Genomic DNA, 18,758 nt, shown 5'->3' with positions numbered 1-18,758 from the left:
ACAATAAGGGGAGATATGAAATTTTGTAAAACCTCTCATACTTTGGCTCCATGACCTCTGTGCTCTCCCCCTTTGGCCCTGTAGAAGCGGATCTGGAGCGTTTACGCCAGAACCTGTCGCGGCTGGTTAGCGCCAAACACCCAATTCTGGCCATGGCTGCCGAACATCTGTTTTCGGCGGGGGGGAAAGGGATCCGACCGGCGATTGTGCTGTTGATTGCGCGGGCTACTACGCCGGATGGGGAGATTACCCCGCAGCATTGGCGCCTGGCGGAAATTACCGAGATGATCCACACGGCCAGCTTGGTGCACGACGATGTCATCGACACTGCCGATGTGCGGCGGGGCATCGACACAGTAAATACCCTTTTCGACAACCGCGTAGCGGTGCTGGCGGGGGACTACCTCTTCGGCCAAGCTGCCTGGTATTTGGCTAACCTGGACAATCTGGAAGTGGTGAAGCTCCTGTCCAAGGTGATCATGGATCTGCCGGAGGGCGAGGTGCGCCAGAGCCTCACCCGCTTCGACCCGGATGTGTCCTTGGAAGAGTACCTGGCCAAGAGCTTCTACAAAACCGCCTCCCTCATATCCGGCAGTTCTAAGGCCGCCGGGCTGCTGAGCGGGGTCAGTCCTGAGGTGGCCGATCGCCTCTTCGACTTTGGCCGCGACCTGGGCATTGCCTTCCAAATCGTGGACGACCTGCTGGATTTCACCGCTTCGGCAGAGATGCTCGGTAAGCCGGTGGGATCTGACCTCATCCAGGGCAACTTGACGGCACCGGTTTTGTTCGCCCTGGAGGAGTTTCCCCAGATGCGAGAGCTGATCCTCCGAGAGCTGGCCGAACCCCAGGATCTCCAGCAGGCCCTGGAGTGGGTTTACCAGAGCAATGGGATCCCGCGCTCCCGCGAGTTGGCGCGAGACTATGCCCGTCGGGCTGCTGAGGCGTTGGAAGTTCTCCCCGATTCGGTAGCCCGCCGAGCTTTGTTTCAGATGGTGGACTATGTGCTGGAGCGGGCCCGCTGAGAGGTTTTCCCAGGTTTAGGTTCGACTCCCCGAGGCCTGCGCCCCTTCAGAAGAGAGCTCCGGATACTCTGGCGGGGTGAAAAAGTGCAGGCGATTGGGGGGCCAAAAGCGGAAGATGGTGTTGCCGATGATGTTCTCTTCCGGCAAAAATCCCCACACATGGGAGTCTTGGCTGTCGTTGCGGTTGTCCCCCATCACAAAATAGGAGCCGGGGGGGACGAGAAATTCGGATCCCTGGTTGGGCACGCCGGGGCAGCGCTCGCCCGGACAGGAGTAATTGGGGGGAGCGTAGATATAGTCCTCCTGGAGCGGGATGCCGTTGACGATCACCTTGCCATCGGCAATGCGGATGCGATCCCCCGGCAGGCCGATCACCCGCTTGATGTAGGCACCGTCGAAGTTCAGCTTGGCAGGCGGGTAGAAGACGATGATGTCGCCCCGTCTGGGGGAGCTGAAGCGGTAGCTGATCTTTTCCACCACCAGCCGATCTCCTTCTTCTAGGGTGGGCAGCATCGAATCGGAGGGGATCCAACGTGCTTCCGCCACAAAGGTGCGAATGCCGAAGGCCAACAGCAGCGCCAGCACCACTGTCAGCAAGTTCTCCCGCTGAGCCTGCCACCAAGCGCGGGATCTGGAGCCAGCGGAGGTTTCTCCTGGCGGCAGCTTGGGCTGGGGCAAAGACGTCGGATCTTTTGACGACATGGCGGCTAGCGCACAAGACTGCACGATCTCCAGATTATCGCACTCAACCGAGGCAGTAGGAGCAGAGGCTGTCCGGTCAAGCCGACGCTAGAGAGACAAAAGGCCGGGAGTAGCCTAGGATCAATAGGCGGAGATACCCTGCTCGTGACTTCCAAGCCCCATGACGATTTCGACAGAAGAGCGCCTAGAGCGGGTCGAGCGGCTGGTTGAAACCAACAGCCAAGCAATAGCTCGCCTCACCCAACAACAAGGGGAGATTCTGGATCGGATCGATCGGCTCTCAGGAGATACCCAAAAGCTCTCGGAGCGGGTCGAGAAGCTCTCGGGTGACGTCGAAAAGCTCACTTTTAAGTTCGACACCGCCCAAACCATTGGGGAACGGCTGGAACGTCTGGCCACCAGCCTGATTGCCGGGGCCACCATCAGCATTATTGCCGGGGTGATTTTGGTGCTGTTGCGGGAGGGATCCCGCTAGGAAGAAGCCGCTCAGGTTGTCGTGGGAATGGGACGCCTGGAGCGAGGAGGAGAGGCTTCTGGATTCCTACGGGCAGGGATTGGGGCAGGAGAGCAGTGGCCCGGCCTGTATCCAAATGCCCATAGGAGATCAACTGCCGGAATTGAGTTTTTCCCAGTCCTGCTGGCGGATGGCGATCATCTGGGCTTGGGCCTGAATGGCCGCCAGCATTTCTGTCATCAGGGGCCAGTCGCTGCCGGGGGGGGTGGGGTATTGCTTCAGCTTCTCGATTGTGGTGCTGAGGGCAGCTTGCAGTTGTTGCAGCAGTTGATGGGCCTGCTGGGCCAAAGCCACAGTCTCGGAGACGCGGAGGCGGTTTTGGCCTTGCTGATACTTGTGGAGGGTCTCCCCTCGCAGAATGCTGAGGATGGCGCCTTCCCTGGAGGAGGAAACCTGGCCACTCTTGGAGCGCTGGGGAATGATGCGCAATTGCAGCACCAGCGGCTCCCCCCGATACATCCGCTCTGCTTCCGCCTGCTGGGGCTCCCCGATCAGCCCTGCATCCAGGGCCATCATCCGCTTCATGGCGGCGATCAACTTTGCCCGTATCGACTCCGAGAGATCCTTAAATAGATCCCGCAAAATCCCCTGCTGGCGGTAGCGCACCCGACACACCAACCCCTCCTGGGGTTCAACAAAAATTTGCTCCGCTTTCTCCTCCAAAGCTCGCCGCAGCATCGAGTTCAGCAACTGCTGCGCCGTCTCTTCCGATTCGTCAACAGGAAGGGGCGGAGCAGTTGGCCGTGCCGGCAGCGGCTGGGTGGGGGTCAGTCGGCTGGGCGGCTCGGCCACGGGAGCAGGAACTTCCCGGGTGACGCGGCTGGCTTGGGCCTGGAGGCGTAGCTGCTCCACCTCTGCCGGGCTCGGCGGATGGCTGAAGTAGTAGGCAATTAAATCCTGCTGCTGCTCAAAAGTAATCGGGATCGGCTCAACGGAGATCTGGGAATAGGCGAGCATCTTGCTCACGTAGTCCAACGCCGCCAAATCCTGGGGATCCACCATGCCCAAGATCAAGCTGTCGGTGTCCAGAGCGAGGGGCACAACCTGGTAGTAGATGCAGATTTCTACCGGCAGGTATTGGGCAATCAGGACCGGCACCCGCGCCCGGTCAACAATGGAGTGTTGTCCCACCGCCAAAGAGGTATCTGGATTGGTCATGGCAAGCCCGCAGTGGATCCCGGAGGGGCGAGGTGTCGTTCTCGATCATAAAGCCTGTGCCCCTTAGCTCTGCGCCCCGCAATACCCTGACTCGTCTGACCGGCACAAGTAATGAATAATGTAATACTAGGAGCATTCATCACCAGCTACAGTGAAAGAAGTTGAGCCTTGTTAAGTCTGGGAGTTAACATCGACCACGTCGCCACCCTGCGCCAGGCTCGCCGCACCGTAGAGCCGGATCCGGTGGCCGCGGCGGTGATCGCCGAGTTGGCAGGGGCAGATGGGATCACGGTGCATTTGCGCGAGGATCGCCGCCATATCCAGGAGCGGGATGTGCGGCTACTGCGCCAGACGGTGCGCACCCACCTCAACTTGGAGATGGCCGCCACCGACGAGATGGTGGCCATCGCCCTGGAGATCAAGCCCGATTATGTCACCCTAGTGCCCGAGCGGCGAGAAGAGGTCACCACCGAGGGCGGTCTGGATGTGGCCGGGCAGGTGTCGCGTCTTAGCGAGGTGGTAAGCCAACTGCAGGGATCCGGCATTCCCGTCAGCTTGTTTGTCGATCCCGATCCCATCCAAATTGCCGCCGCTGCCCAGGTGGGGGCCCGCTGGGTGGAACTGCACACGGGACGCTATGCGGAGGCATCCTCGGAGGCGCAGCAAGAGGCGGAGTTGGCCCAACTGCGGCAGGCCAGCCAACAGGCGATTCAACTGGGCTTGCGGGTGAACGCCGGACACGGCCTCACCTACTGGAACGTCGGCCCGGTGGCCCGGATCCCTGGCATGGAAGAGCTGAACATCGGCCATAGCATCATCAGTCGAGCGGTGCTGGTGGGATTGGAGCGGGCAGTGCGAGAGATGCGTCAGGCGATGGGATTAAGCTCAGGAGTAGGCCCGGCATGAACTCGGAGTACTACAGCTACGACAACTACGTTCTCGACCAGGCTGAGATCGATCGCCTGCTGGATCTGCTGCCCGCCAGCATGCGGGAGAGCGTGAAGATCTTGCCGGCCTCGGAGCGGCAGACGGTGGTGATCAAGGGCCGCCGACAGATGCCCTGGGAACGGCAGATGCGGCTGTTCATCAAACCCTACGAGTGGCGACAGTTCACTCCCCTGCAGCGGGCAGGGCTGTTTCTCCACAAGGTGGGCTACTACAGCCGGGCAGCCTCGCGGCAGATCGACTTTTACCTGGCCATAGCGGCTCTGGGAGGGCTGAGCCTGATCTTCGAGGTCGTGCAGCAAGACCCGGTGGGGGCGACGGTTTCGGGAGGGTTGAGCGGCTTGGCGCTTTGGCAGTTGCGCCGCGACCAGACCAACGACCGCCGTCTTCTGGCTGCCGATGCCTACGCCGTGGATCGCCTGGTGTTGCGCGGGATCCCACGGCTGCAGGCGGTGGAGGCGCTGGGGCAGGCGCTGCACGTGGAGGCCCGTCTGGAGGGGCGCTCCGGCAACGACCTGCTGGACATGTTGCGCTATCAAAATCTGAAGCGGTTGGCCCAACGCCCGGCAGAAGATATCGTGTTGAGCTAGGGCTGGGGGGACTTAGCCATGCTCTCCCCCTCGCGGCTGGGATCCCTGGTGGGTCGAGGGGGATGGGGGCATCACCTCCTCCAAGTGGCAGTAACCGATTCCACCAACCGGCTGCTCTTGGACTGGGGTCGCCGCTTCCCTCAACCTCTGCCCCTGGGCACCGTTCTGGTCAGCACTCGCCAGCGGGCAGGCCAGGGCCAGCACGGGCGAGTATGGCACTCGCAGCCAGGGGGGTTGTACCTGTCGGTCTGGCTGGGATCCCCGCCTCTGCGGCATTCGCTGCTGGAGTTGACCCTGACGCTGGCCTGGGGTGTTGTGGATAGCCTACGACAGAAACTGGGGATCCCGCTGCGGCTGAAATGGCCCAACGACCTGGTGGTGGTGGATGAGCAGTGTCCGGGTTCTCTGCGCAAGCTGGGTGGCCTCTTGGTGCAGAGCCGCTTTGGGGAGAGAGGGCAACTGCTGGGGCTGGTGGCCGGCGTTGGGGTCAATGTCAACAATCCCGTGCCCGCTGGCGGGATTGCCTTGGCAGAAATTCTGGGATCCCGGCAGGACAGCACCGCAGTTGCCGCCTGGGTTTTGCAGGGGATGGAGCGCGGGTTTCAGATCTGGCTGCAGGAGGGGTTTGCCCCTGTGCGCTCCAGGTACGAAGCCTGGACGGTGAAGCCGCAAGTCCAATGGCTCCCTGGTGAGGCGTCGGCTACGGTTTTGGGCCTTGCCGAGGATGGCAGGCTGCGGGTACAAACTCCAGGAGGACAGATCCTCGTCCTTTCTCCCGACCAGGTGCGCCTGAGCTATCAAGCGTCTCTTGCCAGTGGCCCTTCGTTTCCTCCTGAGTGACCCGTGTTGGATCCCTTGCGCATGTCGGCAAAGTCTTTTTGGCTGCGTCTTCTCTCCCGGCCAGGCAGCCGGTTGGCGAGAAGGGCGCGGCTGCTGCGGCGGCTGGGCCTGGGCTTAGGGTTGGGACTGGGCCTGCTGCTCTGCTTCTCTTCCACCGCTCTGCTGGCGCAGACGCAACTCCATCCTCTGCCCCCTCCTCCCTCAATAGGCCCGGCTCTGGACACCCCTGGAGCAGAAGCCCTGCTGTTGGATGGTGCCATTCCCCTGCCGGCGGGCAGCCCAGAGTCTCCAGGCTTGGCGTCCAAACCTGGCAGCTCTCCAACCCTGGAGGCAGAAACCCGCGCAGAGACGGTGGTGGGGCGGGAAATTATTATGGAGCCGCCAGCAACCCAGAACTTGGCCGTCGATGCTCAGCCGGAAAGTGGGGTGCCGGTGGTGCTGATGGAGCGCAGCTCCGGTCGCCGCATCATCCTCATGCCAGGCGAAGAGATTCGTATTGAGGATCCCAGCCAACCCCAAACGCCTAAGCCGCCAGCGCCGGCATTGCCCGAATTGGCGACAGGTGAAGAACAGTTGCTCTATCCTTTGCCCCACCCCGTGCCGATTACCTCTGGGTTTGGCATGCGAATTCACCCCATCCGCGGCCAGCCAGAGTTCCATGCCGGCGTGGATCTGGGGGCCAGCCTGGGCACGCCAATCCTGGCTGCGTTGAGCGGCAAGGTGGTGAGCGCGGGATCCTTGGGAGGCCTGGGAATTACGGTTGTGCTGGACCATGGCGGCAGTCGGCGCACCCGCTACGGCCACATGTCCGAAGTCGCGGTAAGAGCCGGGGAAGTGGTGGAACAGGGATCCGTGATCGGCTATGTGGGGGCAACCGGGGCGGTAACCGGGCCACACCTGCACTTTGAGCTGTGGAAGCGGGCAGGGGGGCAAGGCTGGGTGGTTTTGGACGCCACAGAGGAGCTGAAGGTCGCCGTTGCCCAGTTGCCGGGTTAGCCAGAGCCGGCTTGGGTTAGCATAATTGAGCGGGATTCGAGTCGGCTGACAACCGGCCTACGGGGCCAGCTTTTGCGGACGTGGCGGAATGGCAGACGCGCTAGACTTAGGATCTAGTGCCGCAAGGCGTAAGGGTTCAAGTCCCTTCGTCCGCATGGCCAAACAAGCTCCTCATTCCCGGCCTTTTTCCTAGAGGGAGAAGGAGAAAACTGTGCTACTCCCTTTCCAGGCTGGGACAGCCGGTATAGCGGGACAAGCTCTCCCTGGGGCGAGGAGCGCAGTGTCCTGGGAGAGGAGTTGGGGTGAGGGAATGGTTTCAAACTTGTCCGAAGTGGCTGCAGGATCCCATAACCTTTTGGGCTGGTCTTGGGGAAAGTCTTCTGCCGCTAGCCGGGGAAGATCACTTGCAGGATTTGCTCAGGAGCAATCGAGTCGATCACCCCGTTGGCAGCCTTAACGGCGCGGAACGGCCCTTCGGAAGGCAGCAGCCGCTCCGGCTCAGTGGGGCCAAACACAGCCACCAGGGGAGTTTGGGTGGCTACTGCTAGGTGCATGGGGGCGCTGTCGGTACACAACAGCAGGGTGGAGCCAGCAATCAAGGCCGCCAGTTGGCCCAGGTGGGGAGGGCGGCTCACCGGCAGATCCGGCAGTTGCGACAGAAAGCCCTCCGCCAGCTGCTCATCTTCTGGCCCCAGCAGCAGCACCAGCGGCAGCTCCGGCCGCTTTTCCCGGAAGCCCTTGATGACCTTGACCCAGCTGGCGGGGGGGTAGATTTTCTGAATTCCCTTCTCCTGGGACAGTTGGCTGGCGCCGGGATGTAACAGCACGTAATCTTGGGCAGCATCCCCCAGCAGGCGCTTGCGTTCCTGCTCGGCCCACTCCAGGTCTGTCTTCTTTAGGCGAACCTGAGGCAGGCCTGCCGTCGCAGTGATGCCAAACCCCTGCAGCAGGTCGTGATACATGCTCGCTGCATATTGGGCCGGCTTCAGGGGCACCGGGTCGGTCAGCCAAGGTCGCCCAGGCCCTGGTGGAGCATAGCCAACCCGCTTCGGGATCCCAGTTAGCCAAAGCAGCAGCTTGACCCCTAAGCTTCTGCCCAGGCTCAGCACCGCATCGTACTGCCGTTCCCGGATTCGCCCCAGCAGATCGCTGATATCTCCCAACGAGAGCTGCTCTTTAAACGGAAAGGTTAGCACCCGATTCACCGAGGGACAAACCTCGTAGGCAGCTGCCGCCCGCGGCTCCACCAACACCTCTAGCTCCGCTTCTGGAAAGCGCTGCCGCAAACTTGCCAGGGTGGGAAAAAAAAGAATTTGGTCGCCAATCCCTCCCGGCACCAAAGCTAGAATTCGGGGGGCCAAAGGGGCTTTGCCGAGAACTGCTTGAGAAGCAACCTGCATAGAACATCCTGTCGATAGCTGTAGCCGACCTAGGGAATCCCTGGCCAGGGACGTACCGCGTTTACTCTATCTCAGATTGGGATAGATTCGGAGTGGGCTGGGATCCCAGCAGTCCACTTGTAGCGAAGATAAGGGAAGAATCACTTGGGGCCAGAGCGTTGTGGACGCCGAAAATCAGCTTTTCCGCCTCAGGGAAGAGGCATAGGCGATTTTAATCGCTGATTTCTCTCTCTGCTACACTGTACATACTGACCTACCTTCGTGAAAAACCTAGCCGGCAGCTAAGCAAGACAAACCAAGCAGAGCCTTGGCATTATGTCCTTGCTTGCGCTAGCGGGACAGGGCCGTGAGAGCTGTCTAGAGGCGGCTTGACAACGCCTTTACGAGTCCAGCAACGGACTGGGTAAGAATTCTCCAGCTTTCTTTAGTTGGTGGGAGTGTCGAAAGCTCTCATCCTCGATAATCGGCTGTGGCCGCTACCTTCCCAAAAGGCAGCACCGTGACGGATGAGCCTATTCCGCTGCTGGACTTGACCTTGCAATACCGCGCTCTGGCTGAAACCCTTCTGCCCGAGGTGGAGGCGTTGCTGGCCTCAGGCCAGTACATCGGGGGAGAGGCGGTGCGGCGTTTTGAGGAGCTATTCTCTCGGTTTCTTGGCGGCGGGGACCTGGAGGCTGTTGGCTGCAATTCCGGCACCGATGCTTTGGTGCTGGCCTTGCGCGCCCTTGGGATCCAAGCAGGTGACGAGGTGATCACCACTGCCTTTAGCTTTTTTGCCTCCGCCGAGGCTATCGACTTGGTGGGGGCACGGCCGGTGTTTGTGGATGTGGATCCCTGCACTTTTAACCTGGATCCCCAGCTTCTGGAAAAGAGCATTTCCCCCCGCACCAAGGCGGTGATCCCGGTGCATCTGTTCGGCCAGGCGGCCAACATGACCGAGATTCTGGCCATCGCGCGGCGACATGGGTTGGCCGTGATAGAAGATTGCGCCCAGGCGGTGGGGGCCTGTTGGGGGGGCAGGCCGGTGGGAACCTGGGGAGATATCGGCTGCTTCAGCTTTTTTCCCACCAAAAACTTGGGGGCAGCAGGGGATGGTGGGGCGGTGGTGACCCGGGATCCACAATTGGCCCGCAAGGTTCGCATTCTTAAAGAACACGGCCAGACTCGCCAATACCAGCACGAGCACATCGGCCTCAACAGCCGCCTCGACGCGCTGCAAGCCGTGATCCTGTCGGTTAAGTTGACCCACCTGCGGGAGTGGAACTGGCGGCGGCAGGGGATTGCCGAGTCCTATCACCGCCTGTTGCAGGGGATCCCTGGGCTGATCCTGCCCCAGGTGGCGGTGGGGGGCAACTCGGTGTGGCACCAGTACACGGTGCGGGTGCCTGGTTCCGACTCGACGGACTCGCGGCGGCGCGACCGGTTGCAAAAGCAGTTGCAGGAGCGGGGCATTGCCAGCCGCGTTTACTACCCCATCCCGCTGCATCTGCAGCCGGTGTACCGCAAAAAGTTGGGGTACAAACCTGGGGATCTGCCCAATGCTGAGCTCTGTGCTGCTCAAGTGTTGTCCTTGCCCTGTTTTCCTGAGTTGACTCTCCAACAACAGGAGCGGGTGGCTGCGGCCATTGCCCAAATCCTCACCGAACAAACCTGCTCCTAGTGCCTGATCCCTTTACGCTGCAAGATACGGGTATTCTTGCGCGGAGGGTTGGGGAGCAAGAATTAGCGGTACAGGGCTGCAGAGGAGGCAGGCAAATGTTATTGAAACTTAGCCAAACGGCACTTCAACTCCTGCAATCGTTGCAGTGGCCGCGGAAGTTGGGGATCCGCCCTCCCCAGTTGTCCTCAAGGCAGCGGGTTCGTTTTCTGCGCCGCTTCTGCTTTACCCGCATCGGGGGGCGGTTTGTTGGGATCACCCTCTTGGTAAGCATTGCCGCCTTCAACACCGGCAACAATCCCCTTTACTTGGTGCTGGGGATGCTGCTCAGCCTCATTCTCCTCAGCGGCATGCTCTCCGAGCTTACCCTCAAAGATCTGGAGGTGAGCCGGCAGTTGCCCAGCCGCATTTTTGCCGGCCAGCCGGTCTTGGTGGGGCTGACGCTGGTCAACCGCAAACGGCGCCTGCCCAGTTTTTCCCTACAGGTCAGCGAGCGCATTGAGGGGCTCAGGCGGGCCGATTGGCCTTCCAGCTACGTTTTGCGCTTGGATCCCGGCGCCAAGCTAGATACCTTCTATCAGCACACTTTTTCACGGCGAGGGGCGTGGCGGCTGCAGGGCTTTGAAATTGCCACCAGCTTTCCCTTTGAACTCTTCCGCAAGGCAGTGGAAATTGAGGATGCGCAGACGGTGATCGTGTTTCCTCGGCCTGCCCCTGTGCAGGGTTTGCTGCTGCCGGATCAGTTCAGCGGCGGCAGCCGGTTGCGCCCTCAGCCGGGCCAGGAGGGGGACTATCTCAGCTTGCGGCCTTATCGTCCCCAAGATGATGTGCGCTCGGTGCACTGGAAGATCTCGGCCAAACGGGATCAACTGGTCGTGCGCGAGCTGGAGCGTCCCCGTTCCCAGGCCATTGTCCTCTGTTTTGAAAACCGCTGGCAGCCGCGGGGAGAAGGCCCTGAAGCGCATCGCAACAAGCTGGAGCGGGCCGTAGAGCGCTGTGCCGGGATCCTCACCTATCTCATCCGGGAAGGCCACCCGGTGGCGTTGGCCACCTTGCAGGAGCGGACTCCTTTCGGAACGGATTTGGCCCATCTAGATTGCCTATTGGCCCTCTTGGCTCAACTGACGTTTGTCGGGGATCCGCAACTCAATTTTCAACTGAAAAGAGAGCCTGATCCCTCTGTCGGGTTTAACCTCACCCCCCAAGATCGCTGTGTGCTGCTGGCCCATCCCGGCCAGGATGGAAAATCTGCCCCGGCCCATCTCATCCACACGGGATCCCTGCTGCAATTTATCCCAATTGAGTGAACCTCAGACTCATTTTGATAGCGGAATCCGTCGGGGAGCGTTTGGAAAGCTTGAGTCGCGGATCTCTTTAAAGCTTTAGGTTGAACTGCTGGAAAAGTGTCTGAGTAGGTAAAGTCTGAGGCTTATGGGAGAGGATTCCAGGGGAGTCAAACTCCGCTACTCTAGCTCCCCAACTTTAGGATCCCTTTATCCCCCTTCCGGGCGGTGGTTGGTGGTGGGGATGTAGATGCGGCTGCCGGCCCACTGCAGTTTTTCTCGCAGGGTGCGGAAGTAGGAGAGGTCTTTTTCTAGGATCAGCAGCTTGGCCGGCAGGTGAGCCCGTTGAATTTGTACCCACTGGCCGGGGTTGACCGATTGGGCCAAGACGCCATCGCTCCAGAGGCGGGTCAGCCCTTCCGGATCGGCAAGGGGCCAGATCTCCACCGTAGCCGTGCCGCCGATGACGATGGGACGGCTGGACAAGCTGAGGGGACAGATGGGGGTGATGATGATGGCCTCAAAGCTGGGCTCCAGAATGGGGCCGTTGGCTGCCAGGGTGTAGGAGGTGGATCCCGTCGGTGTAGCCACCAGCACACCATCCCCGTGGTACTGATCCAAAATCTCGCCATTGACTTCGATTTCCAGGATGGCGGCGGGCAGGCGTTCCCGGTTGATGGGCTTGAGGCACATTTCGTTGAGGGCGTAGTACACGTCACTGACCGGGCGGCCCTGCCGCTTGCCCTCGCCAGGAATAGCCCCCTGCCCCAGTTGCACTTGCTCCCAAATCTGGGCCTGCAACATCATCCGGGCTTGCAGGACGAAGTCTCCGGCCTGGATGCGATCCCAGGGATCCTGGTGCAGCACCCGCTCTGACTGGGCCAAAAACCCCAGCCTGCCCCCCGACTGAATGGGCAAAATGGGGATCCCATGGGGGGCCAGGTGGCGGGCCGCCGCCAACACCGACCCATCTCCCCCCAGTACCACAGCTAGGTCGATGGGATCGGAAGTGGCCTCCAGGAAGACCGGGTAGGGGTTGTGGTGCAAGCCGGTGGGGGCTGTTAGCACCGTAACGCCGCGCCGGCGCAACTGCTCCGCACACAGTTGACAGGCGGCCTTGCTCTCCCGATCCCCCTCTTTGTAGGCAATCACCACCAAGCCCAAGTCCATAAGCCCTCGCGCAGGGATCCCTTCCGATCATCCCCCTTTGGGCTGAAGGTTGCCCAGAAGGCTGAATTTCCCCCAGCATTCCCTTGCGCTTTTTTCACATTTACTGGAGATCCTTAAAAAAATCTCTAAATAGTCATTCCAAATGGTAATAAAAAACGGCTTGTCGCAACGCTGTCGCGCACGCGCTGGCGGCGCAAAGCGCTATCCCTAACTCCCCTCTCCCTTTGGGAGAGGGGCTGGGGGTGAGGGGGGCTGGGAGAGGGGCTGGAGGTGGTCGCGCCGGCGGCGCGGAGCGCTTGGGCCTCCAGAGAGTCAAAGATTGGGATCCCTGAAGTTGGACTGAGCAATGGGCGGGTATGAATTCCAGCAATTGGTTTATCGTATGGACATCTTGGCCTGAGCTGCCTTTTCTTGCGCCTGCAAACCTATGTCTTTTGATCTCACCAATCGCATTTTGGGCGGTCGCTACCGGCTAATTCAAGAAATCGGTGGTGGCGGCATGGGATCCGTCTTTCGCGCCTTGGACTTACACAACAACCACCAAGAGGTGGCGGTCAAGATCCTGCACGCGCCCTTGCTGCTGAGCCGGGGCGACGCCCAGATCGATTTGCGCCGCCGCTTTGCCGAAGAGATCCGCATCAGCATCCTTCTGGGACAGCATCCCCGCATCGTCAAAGTTTTGGATCACGGCCAAGAGGGCGAGCAAGCCTACCTGGTGATGGAGTACCTCAAGGGGCAGGATCTGGGCAAGCTGATGCGGGAAAAAGGGGCTCTGCCGCTTCGGCAAGTCATTCGGTTGGCCCTGCAGGCTTGTGAAGGGCTGCACTTTGCCCACACGTTCCGCGCCAAGGTAGATGGCCGCGAGATTCGGGGCGTGATTCACCGCGACATCAAGCCCAGCAACCTGTTTCTCGAGCAAGTCTTGCAAGAGGGCCAACTCACGTCTCAACTGAAAATCCTCGACTTCGGCGTGGCCAAGACCCTGGCGGATCACACCCTCAGCCTAGGCACCCACAAAGGGGGCGGATTTATCGGCACGGCCCGTTACGCCTCTCCTGAACAGATACGGGGCAAGTCTCTGGATGCCCGCTCGGATATCTACTCGTTTGGGGTGGTGCTCTACGAGATGCTGACGGGATCCATGCCCTTTCGCTTGGAAACCGACTCATTGCACAGTTGGATCCACGCCCATTGCTACGAAAGCCCCCTTGAGATCAACCCGGAGACAACTCCGCAGCCGATCCCGCCCGCCTTGGCAGCGGTGGTGATGGATTGCCTGAAGAAAAACCCGGACGAACGCCCGCAGACGATGCAGGAGCTGGGGGAGCGGCTGCTGCAGGCTTATGAGCTGACGGTGGCCACTCAACTCCCCAGCAGCCAGGCCAGTACCGTGATTCTTCCCACCGGCGGTGCCAAGGCTCAAAACGAGGCTCCACCCTCTTCCGATCCCAGACCGCCGATCAAAACCACCGGCAATACAGGATCGGCTTCTGGAGCCTTTGAAGACATCCGCGATGAAGATCTGGATCTTGTCGAAGATGACCCCATCCCGCCTGCAGGTGCAGGGATCCCCTATTACATCGCCGAGCGGGAACCTCTCCCCTCAGATCCCTCGGCAGAAGCTGCGCCGGATCCCTCCCCCAAAGTTGAAGGCGAAACTGCCGAAACGCCCTCTACAGTCATCCAGGCCAGCAACACGCTTCCGGCTGCTCCCCCTCAGGATCCCCCCGTCCCACCACGAACGGATACTCCCCCTACCCGTCCCCTGCCGCAAGCCGCCCCCCCAACGGTTCTCCAGCCTTCCGGCAGCAGCCTAAAGTGGGTCTTGGCCGGGGGAGGCGCTGTGGCTTTGCTAGCCGCCTTTTTGCTCTGGCCGCGCCCAACAATCCGCGATACTCAGGAAGAGCCGGAGCCGATTTCTACCGCTGAAGTCACCCCAACACCTACCCCCGAGCCCACCCCGACTCCGACACCGCCACCCACCCCGACTCCGACACCGCCACCCACCCCGACTCCGACACCGCCACCCACCCCGACTCCGACACCGCCACCCACTCCAACTCCGACACCGCCACCCACTCTAACTCCGACACCGCCACCCACTCCAACTCCGGCACCAACACCCACTCCCACCCCGGTGCCAACACCAACGCTTACCCCTATCCCTCGCTTTACCCCGCTCGTCCCCCGTACTCCTACCCCTACCCCCACCCCGATCCCGACGCCCACCTCGACGCCAGCCCCAGCAACACCAACGCCTGCGCCAGAGTTTGCCTTGAGCGGTCAGTGGCTCTATGAGGGAGGATCCTTTGTCTGGCAGGGATCCCTGTGTAAGATCAATGTTGCAACTGGCATCCAGGAAACCGTTTCCATTCAGCAAAACGGCGATCAGATTATCATTTCCTCACCCAGCTTTTCTGAGCGCAGTGGCCAGCTCATCGGCAACCAACTTTCTGTTAGCGGCAGGATAGGGGGTAGCGGTACTCCAACTGTCACGTGGAGCGGTACCGTCAGCTCTGACGGGCGTTTGATTCGCGGCACAGCCACCTGTGGCAGCGCAAGCTTTGCCATTAGGCTTACCCGCCAGAGCTAAATACCCACACCGCCTCGGTCACCGCCACCGCCGTTTTCCCTGTCGTCAGGCTTCTGCTGGATGGGAGGGGGAGGAGGAGGCGCGGCAGAGGTTTCCCTCACCACCTCGAGGGTATAGGGACCTCGGCCTGGGCTACCTGGAGCAACGCTGCGGGAATTCTGGGCCCAGTAGCTCTGCACTAGCACTAGGTAACAGCGGTCTTGCCGTACTGGGATCGTCAGCTCGGAGGTGGTGAAATCACCAGGCTTTGCGTCATCGTTGATGAAGAAGAGTTCTGGATCAGCCCTCCCGTTGGCATCAAGACCAAAGATGACCAGCAGAGGGTCGAAGACTGGACTGGTTAGGCGGATAGTAACTCCCGTAACATTGGCTGCAGAAGGAAAGTAAAGGAATCCATCGACATAAAAGGTAAACGTGCCAGGGGGAGGTGGGACTTCCCGGGCATTTATGACATTGTCCTTCTCATCAAAGTAGATCTCCAAGTCGCTATTTGGCCCCAAGGTTCCACTGCGCCTTGCTCCTGGGCGCAAGCTCTTGGCCTCGAAAATCGCTGGAAAGGCTTGCGCGCAAACATTGACTGGAGGTGGCACCGTCCCTCCAGCTCCCCCACAGCCTGCCAGGAGGACAGCCGAGGCTAGGAAGCCCCAAAAAAGCTTCAGAGGGGATCCCCAAACCTTTGATGTTGGCGCTGCCATAGATACCTCTTGCAGGATCATTAGCTTCTCCAGATTAGACTACAGCCATTTCGGCAAGCTGCAGCGAACGGATTTGGCGATCCATCGATCCCTCCCCCTGATCCTTTGAGCAGCGACATCCAGCAGGAGCGGCTCCGTTTTAGCCTAGTGCCTCCTAGGCCCATGTCGGGTAGAGTTGGCGGTAGCTATCGACGCCGTAGTGGTTAACCTATGAACAGCCCGCTGAGTAAGAATCGGGATCCCAATCTCCTGCTTTCACAACGCCCTGAGCGAGGCAGCCCAGGCTGGAGCCTTCCCCTTGGAGGTTGGGAACTCGCCTTGTTGTGCGGATCGCTGCTATTGGGAGCTTGGGGTGGCCACCTCTTGACTTGGGCCCAGGAAGCGGAACAGCAGCCAGAGCCAGAAGTCTCCCTGCCGGTGAGAGACATCGATCCGGCGGTGCAGATCCGAGTTCGGAACGAGCTGGTTAAGCTCTGCGGAGAGTATCGATGCGAAAGCTATCGCTTTCCAGTGCGGGTTTTGGTCAGGCCTGAAGACACTCTGGGAACTCTGCTGGAGCGGCTGGATGCGGAGATGCTGCGGGAGGTGGACCGGGTGTTTCAAACTCGGCCTGACTTGAACCGTGTCATTGTCGATGGCTACGTCTTTGTGGGCACTCCCTCTTTCGCCAGTCGGGAAGTGCTGCTGCAAACCCTGTTTGTGCCCCGTCACCGCTGGGCGGTGGGCCGCTTTGGGCCGGAGCAGGACGGAATCTTCTATGCCGAGCTGCTGGAACAGGTAACGCCCTTTTTAACTCAGCCGCCAACCCCGACCCCTCCGCCTGAGGCTGTGCCTGAAGAGCCTGTACCTCCTTTGCCTCCCACGCCAGCTCCTATAGAGACACCAACGCCTGCGCCTCAAGCAACGCCAGAAGCTCCACCGCCACCAGGGGGTGTAATCGAGCGGCAACCCATCCAGCCTTGACCTGCACCTCTGGGGTTGAGACCTAAGCAGGTGGTGATTTAGGCTTCAAAGTTAGGGGATCCCTTCCCTTAGGTTGCTTGACTGGTGTGCACAGCATGGCAGGACACAGCAAATGGGCCAACATTAAGCGGCAAAAAGCCCGTGTAGATGCCAAAAAGGGCAGCCTATTTACCAAACTTTCCCGGGCCATCATCGTGGCAGCGCGCAACGGCCTGCCCGATCCTGACGCCAACTTTCGGCTGCGCTCGGCCGTGGAGAAAGCCAAAGCGGCAGGCATGCCTGCTGAGACCATCGAGCGGGCCATCGCCAAGGGATCCGGCAACTGGGCCGACGACAGCCCCCTGGAGGAAATTCGCTACGAAGGCTACGGCCCTGGGGGGGTAGCTGTCTTGATCGAGGCGATGACCGACAACCGTAACCGCACGGCTGCCGAGGTGCGGGAGGCCTTCAGCAAAGTCGGCGGCAGCCTGGGGGAAAGTGGCTGCGTGAGCTGGCTGTTCCGGCAAAAAGGGGTGATTAGCCTAGAGGGGGTGACAGATCCCGAAGCTCTGCTGCTAGCGGTAGCCGAAGCAGGCGGGGAGGATCTCAAGGTCGAGGGAACCGACGCAGAAGTCTACTGCGATTACACCCTGCTGGAGCAGGTGGCCACCTACCTCAAAAAAGAAGGCTACCAGGTGCAAGAGGCGGCCATCCGCTGGATCCCCTCTACGGAGGTGCATGTGGAGGACCCCGAGACAGCCAAGCTGGTACTGACCCTCATGGAGCGGCTGGACCACTTGGATGATGTGCAAAATGTCTACGCCAACTTTGAGATCGACGAGGCATTGATGGAGAGCCTGGCCTAAAGGTTCTAGCGCAGCTTGACGGCGGTGCCGGCGGCGGTAACGAGGATCATTGTCGCGCTCATGTTGGTATGAATGCTAACGCCTAGGATGCCATTTGCTCCCAAACGTTTGGCTCGCTGCTCCAACTCTTCCAAAACCTTTTTCTGGGCATTCTCGAGAACTTCTTCATAGGTTCTTGTGCGTCCCCCGATGATGTTGCGGAGGCTAGCAAGGAAGTCCCGTAGAACATTGGTGCCATAAACTACCTCGGCGGTAACAATGCCCAAGTAACGCTCAACCTCTCTACCTTGGAGCACGTCTGTAGTGGTCAGCAGCATGGCTTGTTTCCGCGTCACCCCCTCACAAGCTAGCCAATCCTCTCCAAGGTGGAAAGCTCTCCAACCCAGTGGTGGGAGCTAGAATGAGCTACCTCTAGGGCACCGTTTTTCAGCTAGCCAATGACAGCCCTAGTTCGCGTAGTGGGGAGCTTGAATCTGGACTTGGTGGTGCAGGTACCACGCCATCCTGGGCCTGGGGAAACGGTGCTGGGATCCGACTACGCCACCTACCCTGGCGGCAAGGGGGCCAACCAAGCGGTGGCAGCGGCACGGGCGGGAGCCCAGGTGGAGATGTGGGGGGCAGTGGGATCTGACAGCTTTGGCCGCCTGCTGAAAGAGAACCTGGAGCAGAACGGCGTCGATACCCACCACCTGCGGGAGCTGGAAGGGCCCAGCGGCATCGCTCTGATCACTGTGGATCCAGCAGGGCAAAACCGGATTGTGGTCAGCCCCGGCGCTAACGGTCGCTACACCCCCGCCCAGCTGCCTCCTTGGACGCCGGCAGCGATGGTTCTGCTGCAACTGGAAATCCCCCTGGCCACGGTGCAGGCGGTGGCAGAGCAAGCCTTTGCCCAAGGGATCCCCGTCCTGCTCAATCCAGCCCCTGTGGTGCCCCTGCCGGGATCCCTGTTGCGCCAGGTGCGCTACTTGGTGCTCAATGAAAGCGAAGCCGCTGCCCTTGCCCAATCTCCAGTGGAGACGCCAGCGCAAGCCGAAAAAGTGGCCCAAGCCTTGCAACAGCAGGGGATCCCGACAGTGATCATCACCTTGGGGGGAGCGGGCTTGGTCTGGGCCGATGGGGAGGAAAGGGGCCATCTGCCAGCCCACCCCGTGTTGGTGGTGGATACCACTGCTGCCGGCGACAGCTTCTGCGGTGCTTTGGCCGCTTGCCTGGCTGCTGGCAAATCCCTGAGGGAAGCCCTGCGGTTTGCCAATGCCGCTGCGGCCTTGTGTGTAACCCGCCCTGGCGCTCAGCCCAGTTTGCCCCACCGCGCCGAGATCGAGGCGTTTCTGGCCGCTTCAGGCTCTCACCGTCAATCCCCTTCCTAGGGGATTTTAGGCACGACA

At 60.6% G+C, this 18,758-nt stretch carries 18 protein-coding genes and 1 tRNA gene; 13 read left to right on the top strand and 6 right to left on the bottom strand.

Translation table 11 applies throughout. The features are described from left to right. Positions 1-50: 50 nt before the first annotated feature. Positions 51-1,022, top strand: coding sequence for a solanesyl diphosphate synthase (sds, locus tag CYA_RS10695; protein WP_011431085.1), 972 nt, complete (start codon positions 51-53; stop codon positions 1,020-1,022). A gap of 15 nt (positions 1,023-1,037) precedes the next feature. Here sds and lepB read toward each other — a convergent pair whose 3' ends face one another. Beyond that, on the bottom strand, positions 1,038-1,724 hold the full coding sequence (lepB, locus tag CYA_RS10690) for a signal peptidase I (protein ID WP_011431084.1): 687 nt from the start codon (positions 1,722-1,724) through the stop codon (positions 1,038-1,040). 160 nt (positions 1,725-1,884) lie between these two features. On the opposite strand from lepB, the gene CYA_RS10685 reads away from it, so the two are divergent. Continuing rightward, complete coding sequence (locus tag CYA_RS10685; RefSeq protein WP_011431083.1) at positions 1,885-2,199, top strand: hypothetical protein; 315 nt, start codon at positions 1,885-1,887, stop codon at positions 2,197-2,199. Positions 2,200-2,328: 129 nt separating this feature from the next. Here CYA_RS10685 and CYA_RS10680 read toward each other — a convergent pair whose 3' ends face one another. Next, positions 2,329-3,396: a general secretion pathway protein gene (locus CYA_RS10680; protein ID WP_011431082.1), complete on the bottom strand. Its 1,068-nt coding sequence runs from the start codon at positions 3,394-3,396 to the stop codon at positions 2,329-2,331. Between the two features lie 168 nt (positions 3,397-3,564). Here CYA_RS10680 and CYA_RS10675 point away from each other — a divergent pair, with 168 nt between their 5' ends. The 5 genes from CYA_RS10675 (at position 3,565) to CYA_RS10655 (ending at position 6,922) form a co-directional block, all read left to right on the top strand. Further along, on the top strand, positions 3,565-4,302 hold the full coding sequence (locus CYA_RS10675; protein ID WP_011431081.1) for a pyridoxine 5'-phosphate synthase: 738 nt from the start codon (positions 3,565-3,567) through the stop codon (positions 4,300-4,302). Then, positions 4,299-4,931, top strand: a complete 633-nt coding sequence (locus CYA_RS10670) for a DUF3318 domain-containing protein (protein WP_011431080.1) — start codon at positions 4,299-4,301, stop codon at positions 4,929-4,931. Before CYA_RS10675 ends, CYA_RS10670 begins: the two co-directional genes overlap by 4 nt. Positions 4,932-4,949: 18 nt before the next feature. After that, positions 4,950-5,771, top strand: a complete 822-nt coding sequence (locus CYA_RS10665) for a biotin--[acetyl-CoA-carboxylase] ligase (RefSeq protein WP_011431079.1) — start codon at positions 4,950-4,952, stop codon at positions 5,769-5,771. A gap of 3 nt (positions 5,772-5,774) precedes the next feature. Continuing rightward, positions 5,775-6,767 carry a M23 family metallopeptidase gene (locus CYA_RS10660; RefSeq protein ID WP_011431078.1) on the top strand — a complete coding sequence of 331 codons (993 nt, stop codon included), beginning with the start codon at positions 5,775-5,777 and terminating at the stop codon, positions 6,765-6,767. A gap of 74 nt (positions 6,768-6,841) precedes the next feature. After that, positions 6,842-6,922 (top strand) — tRNA-Leu (locus CYA_RS10655). A 231-nt stretch (positions 6,923-7,153) separates the two neighbouring features. On the opposite strand, the gene CYA_RS10650 is transcribed toward CYA_RS10655, so the two are convergent. Next, positions 7,154-8,167, bottom strand: coding sequence for a glycosyltransferase family 9 protein (locus CYA_RS10650; protein ID WP_049749781.1), 1,014 nt, complete (start codon positions 8,165-8,167; stop codon positions 7,154-7,156). Positions 8,168-8,666: 499 nt separating this feature from the next. Here CYA_RS10650 and CYA_RS10645 point away from each other — a divergent pair, with 499 nt between their 5' ends. After that, positions 8,667-9,827 carry a DegT/DnrJ/EryC1/StrS family aminotransferase gene (locus CYA_RS10645; RefSeq protein WP_011431076.1) on the top strand — a complete coding sequence of 387 codons (1,161 nt, stop codon included), beginning with the start codon at positions 8,667-8,669 and terminating at the stop codon, positions 9,825-9,827. 95 nt (positions 9,828-9,922) lie between these two features. Next, a complete protein-coding gene (locus CYA_RS10640) occupies positions 9,923-11,131 on the top strand; it encodes a DUF58 domain-containing protein (protein WP_011431075.1) in 1,209 nt (402 codons plus the stop codon). Between the two features lie 186 nt (positions 11,132-11,317). On the opposite strand, the gene CYA_RS10635 is transcribed toward CYA_RS10640, so the two are convergent. Next, positions 11,318-12,277 (bottom strand): NAD(+) kinase, encoded by a 960-nt coding sequence (locus CYA_RS10635; RefSeq protein ID WP_011431074.1) that lies wholly within the window; start codon positions 12,275-12,277, stop codon positions 11,318-11,320. A gap of 427 nt (positions 12,278-12,704) precedes the next feature. Between CYA_RS10635 and CYA_RS10630 the strand changes: the two genes are divergently transcribed. Further along, complete coding sequence (locus CYA_RS10630) at positions 12,705-14,870, top strand: serine/threonine protein kinase (protein WP_011431073.1); 2,166 nt, start codon at positions 12,705-12,707, stop codon at positions 14,868-14,870. On the opposite strand, the gene CYA_RS10625 is transcribed toward CYA_RS10630, so the two are convergent. Further along, a complete protein-coding gene (locus CYA_RS10625; protein WP_041438516.1) occupies positions 14,867-15,352 on the bottom strand; it encodes a hypothetical protein in 486 nt (161 codons plus the stop codon). The genes CYA_RS10630 and CYA_RS10625 overlap by 4 nt on opposite strands. Positions 15,353-15,928: 576 nt before the next feature. Here CYA_RS10625 and CYA_RS10620 point away from each other — a divergent pair. Together CYA_RS10620 and CYA_RS10615 are read left to right on the top strand one after the other, a co-directional pair. Further along, complete coding sequence (locus CYA_RS10620; RefSeq protein ID WP_228375282.1) at positions 15,929-16,528, top strand: hypothetical protein; 600 nt, start codon at positions 15,929-15,931, stop codon at positions 16,526-16,528. Between the two features lie 95 nt (positions 16,529-16,623). After that, on the top strand, positions 16,624-17,373 hold the full coding sequence (locus CYA_RS10615) for a YebC/PmpR family DNA-binding transcriptional regulator (protein ID WP_011431069.1): 750 nt from the start codon (positions 16,624-16,626) through the stop codon (positions 17,371-17,373). 5 nt (positions 17,374-17,378) lie between these two features. Here CYA_RS10615 and CYA_RS10610 read toward each other — a convergent pair whose 3' ends face one another. Beyond that, positions 17,379-17,690, bottom strand: coding sequence for a YbjQ family protein (locus CYA_RS10610; RefSeq protein ID WP_011431068.1), 312 nt, complete (start codon positions 17,688-17,690; stop codon positions 17,379-17,381). A 120-nt stretch (positions 17,691-17,810) separates the two neighbouring features. Here CYA_RS10610 and rbsK point away from each other — a divergent pair, with 120 nt between their 5' ends. Next, the gene (rbsK, locus tag CYA_RS10605) at positions 17,811-18,740 is read left to right on the top strand and encodes a ribokinase (RefSeq protein WP_011431067.1); all 930 of its coding nucleotides are present in this window, start codon (positions 17,811-17,813) and stop codon (positions 18,738-18,740) included. Positions 18,741-18,758: the final 18 nt, after the last annotated feature.

The organism is Synechococcus sp. JA-3-3Ab (genome assembly GCF_000013205.1).
Classification (GTDB): Bacteria; Cyanobacteriota; Cyanobacteriia; order Thermostichales; family Thermostichaceae; genus Thermostichus.
The sequence above is the reverse complement of the archived record's forward strand: the minus strand, read 5'-3'. Positions and strand labels throughout refer to the sequence as shown.

What these genes read in the sequence shown, in the direction of transcription:
- sds (WP_011431085.1), top strand. Translation starts at nt 51, where the DNA reads ATGACCTCTGTGCTCTCCCCCTTTGGCCCTGTAGAAGCGGATCTGGAG.
- lepB (WP_011431084.1), bottom strand. Translation starts at nt 1,724, where the DNA reads ATGTCGTCAAAAGATCCGACGTCTTTGCCCCAGCCCAAGCTGCCGCCA.
- CYA_RS10685 (WP_011431083.1), top strand. Translation starts at nt 1,885, where the DNA reads ATGACGATTTCGACAGAAGAGCGCCTAGAGCGGGTCGAGCGGCTGGTT.
- CYA_RS10680 (WP_011431082.1), bottom strand. Translation starts at nt 3,396, where the DNA reads ATGACCAATCCAGATACCTCTTTGGCGGTGGGACAACACTCCATTGTT.
- CYA_RS10670 (WP_011431080.1), top strand. Translation starts at nt 4,299, where the DNA reads ATGAACTCGGAGTACTACAGCTACGACAACTACGTTCTCGACCAGGCT.
- CYA_RS10665 (WP_011431079.1), top strand. Translation starts at nt 4,950, where the DNA reads ATGCTCTCCCCCTCGCGGCTGGGATCCCTGGTGGGTCGAGGGGGATGG.
- CYA_RS10650 (WP_049749781.1), bottom strand. Translation starts at nt 8,167, where the DNA reads ATGCAGGTTGCTTCTCAAGCAGTTCTCGGCAAAGCCCCTTTGGCCCCC.
- CYA_RS10640 (WP_011431075.1), top strand. Translation starts at nt 9,923, where the DNA reads ATGTTATTGAAACTTAGCCAAACGGCACTTCAACTCCTGCAATCGTTG.
- CYA_RS10635 (WP_011431074.1), bottom strand. Translation starts at nt 12,277, where the DNA reads ATGGACTTGGGCTTGGTGGTGATTGCCTACAAAGAGGGGGATCGGGAG.
- CYA_RS10630 (WP_011431073.1), top strand. Translation starts at nt 12,705, where the DNA reads ATGTCTTTTGATCTCACCAATCGCATTTTGGGCGGTCGCTACCGGCTA.
- CYA_RS10615 (WP_011431069.1), top strand. Translation starts at nt 16,624, where the DNA reads ATGGCAGGACACAGCAAATGGGCCAACATTAAGCGGCAAAAAGCCCGT.
- CYA_RS10610 (WP_011431068.1), bottom strand. Translation starts at nt 17,690, where the DNA reads ATGCTGCTGACCACTACAGACGTGCTCCAAGGTAGAGAGGTTGAGCGT.
- rbsK (WP_011431067.1), top strand. Translation starts at nt 17,811, where the DNA reads ATGACAGCCCTAGTTCGCGTAGTGGGGAGCTTGAATCTGGACTTGGTG.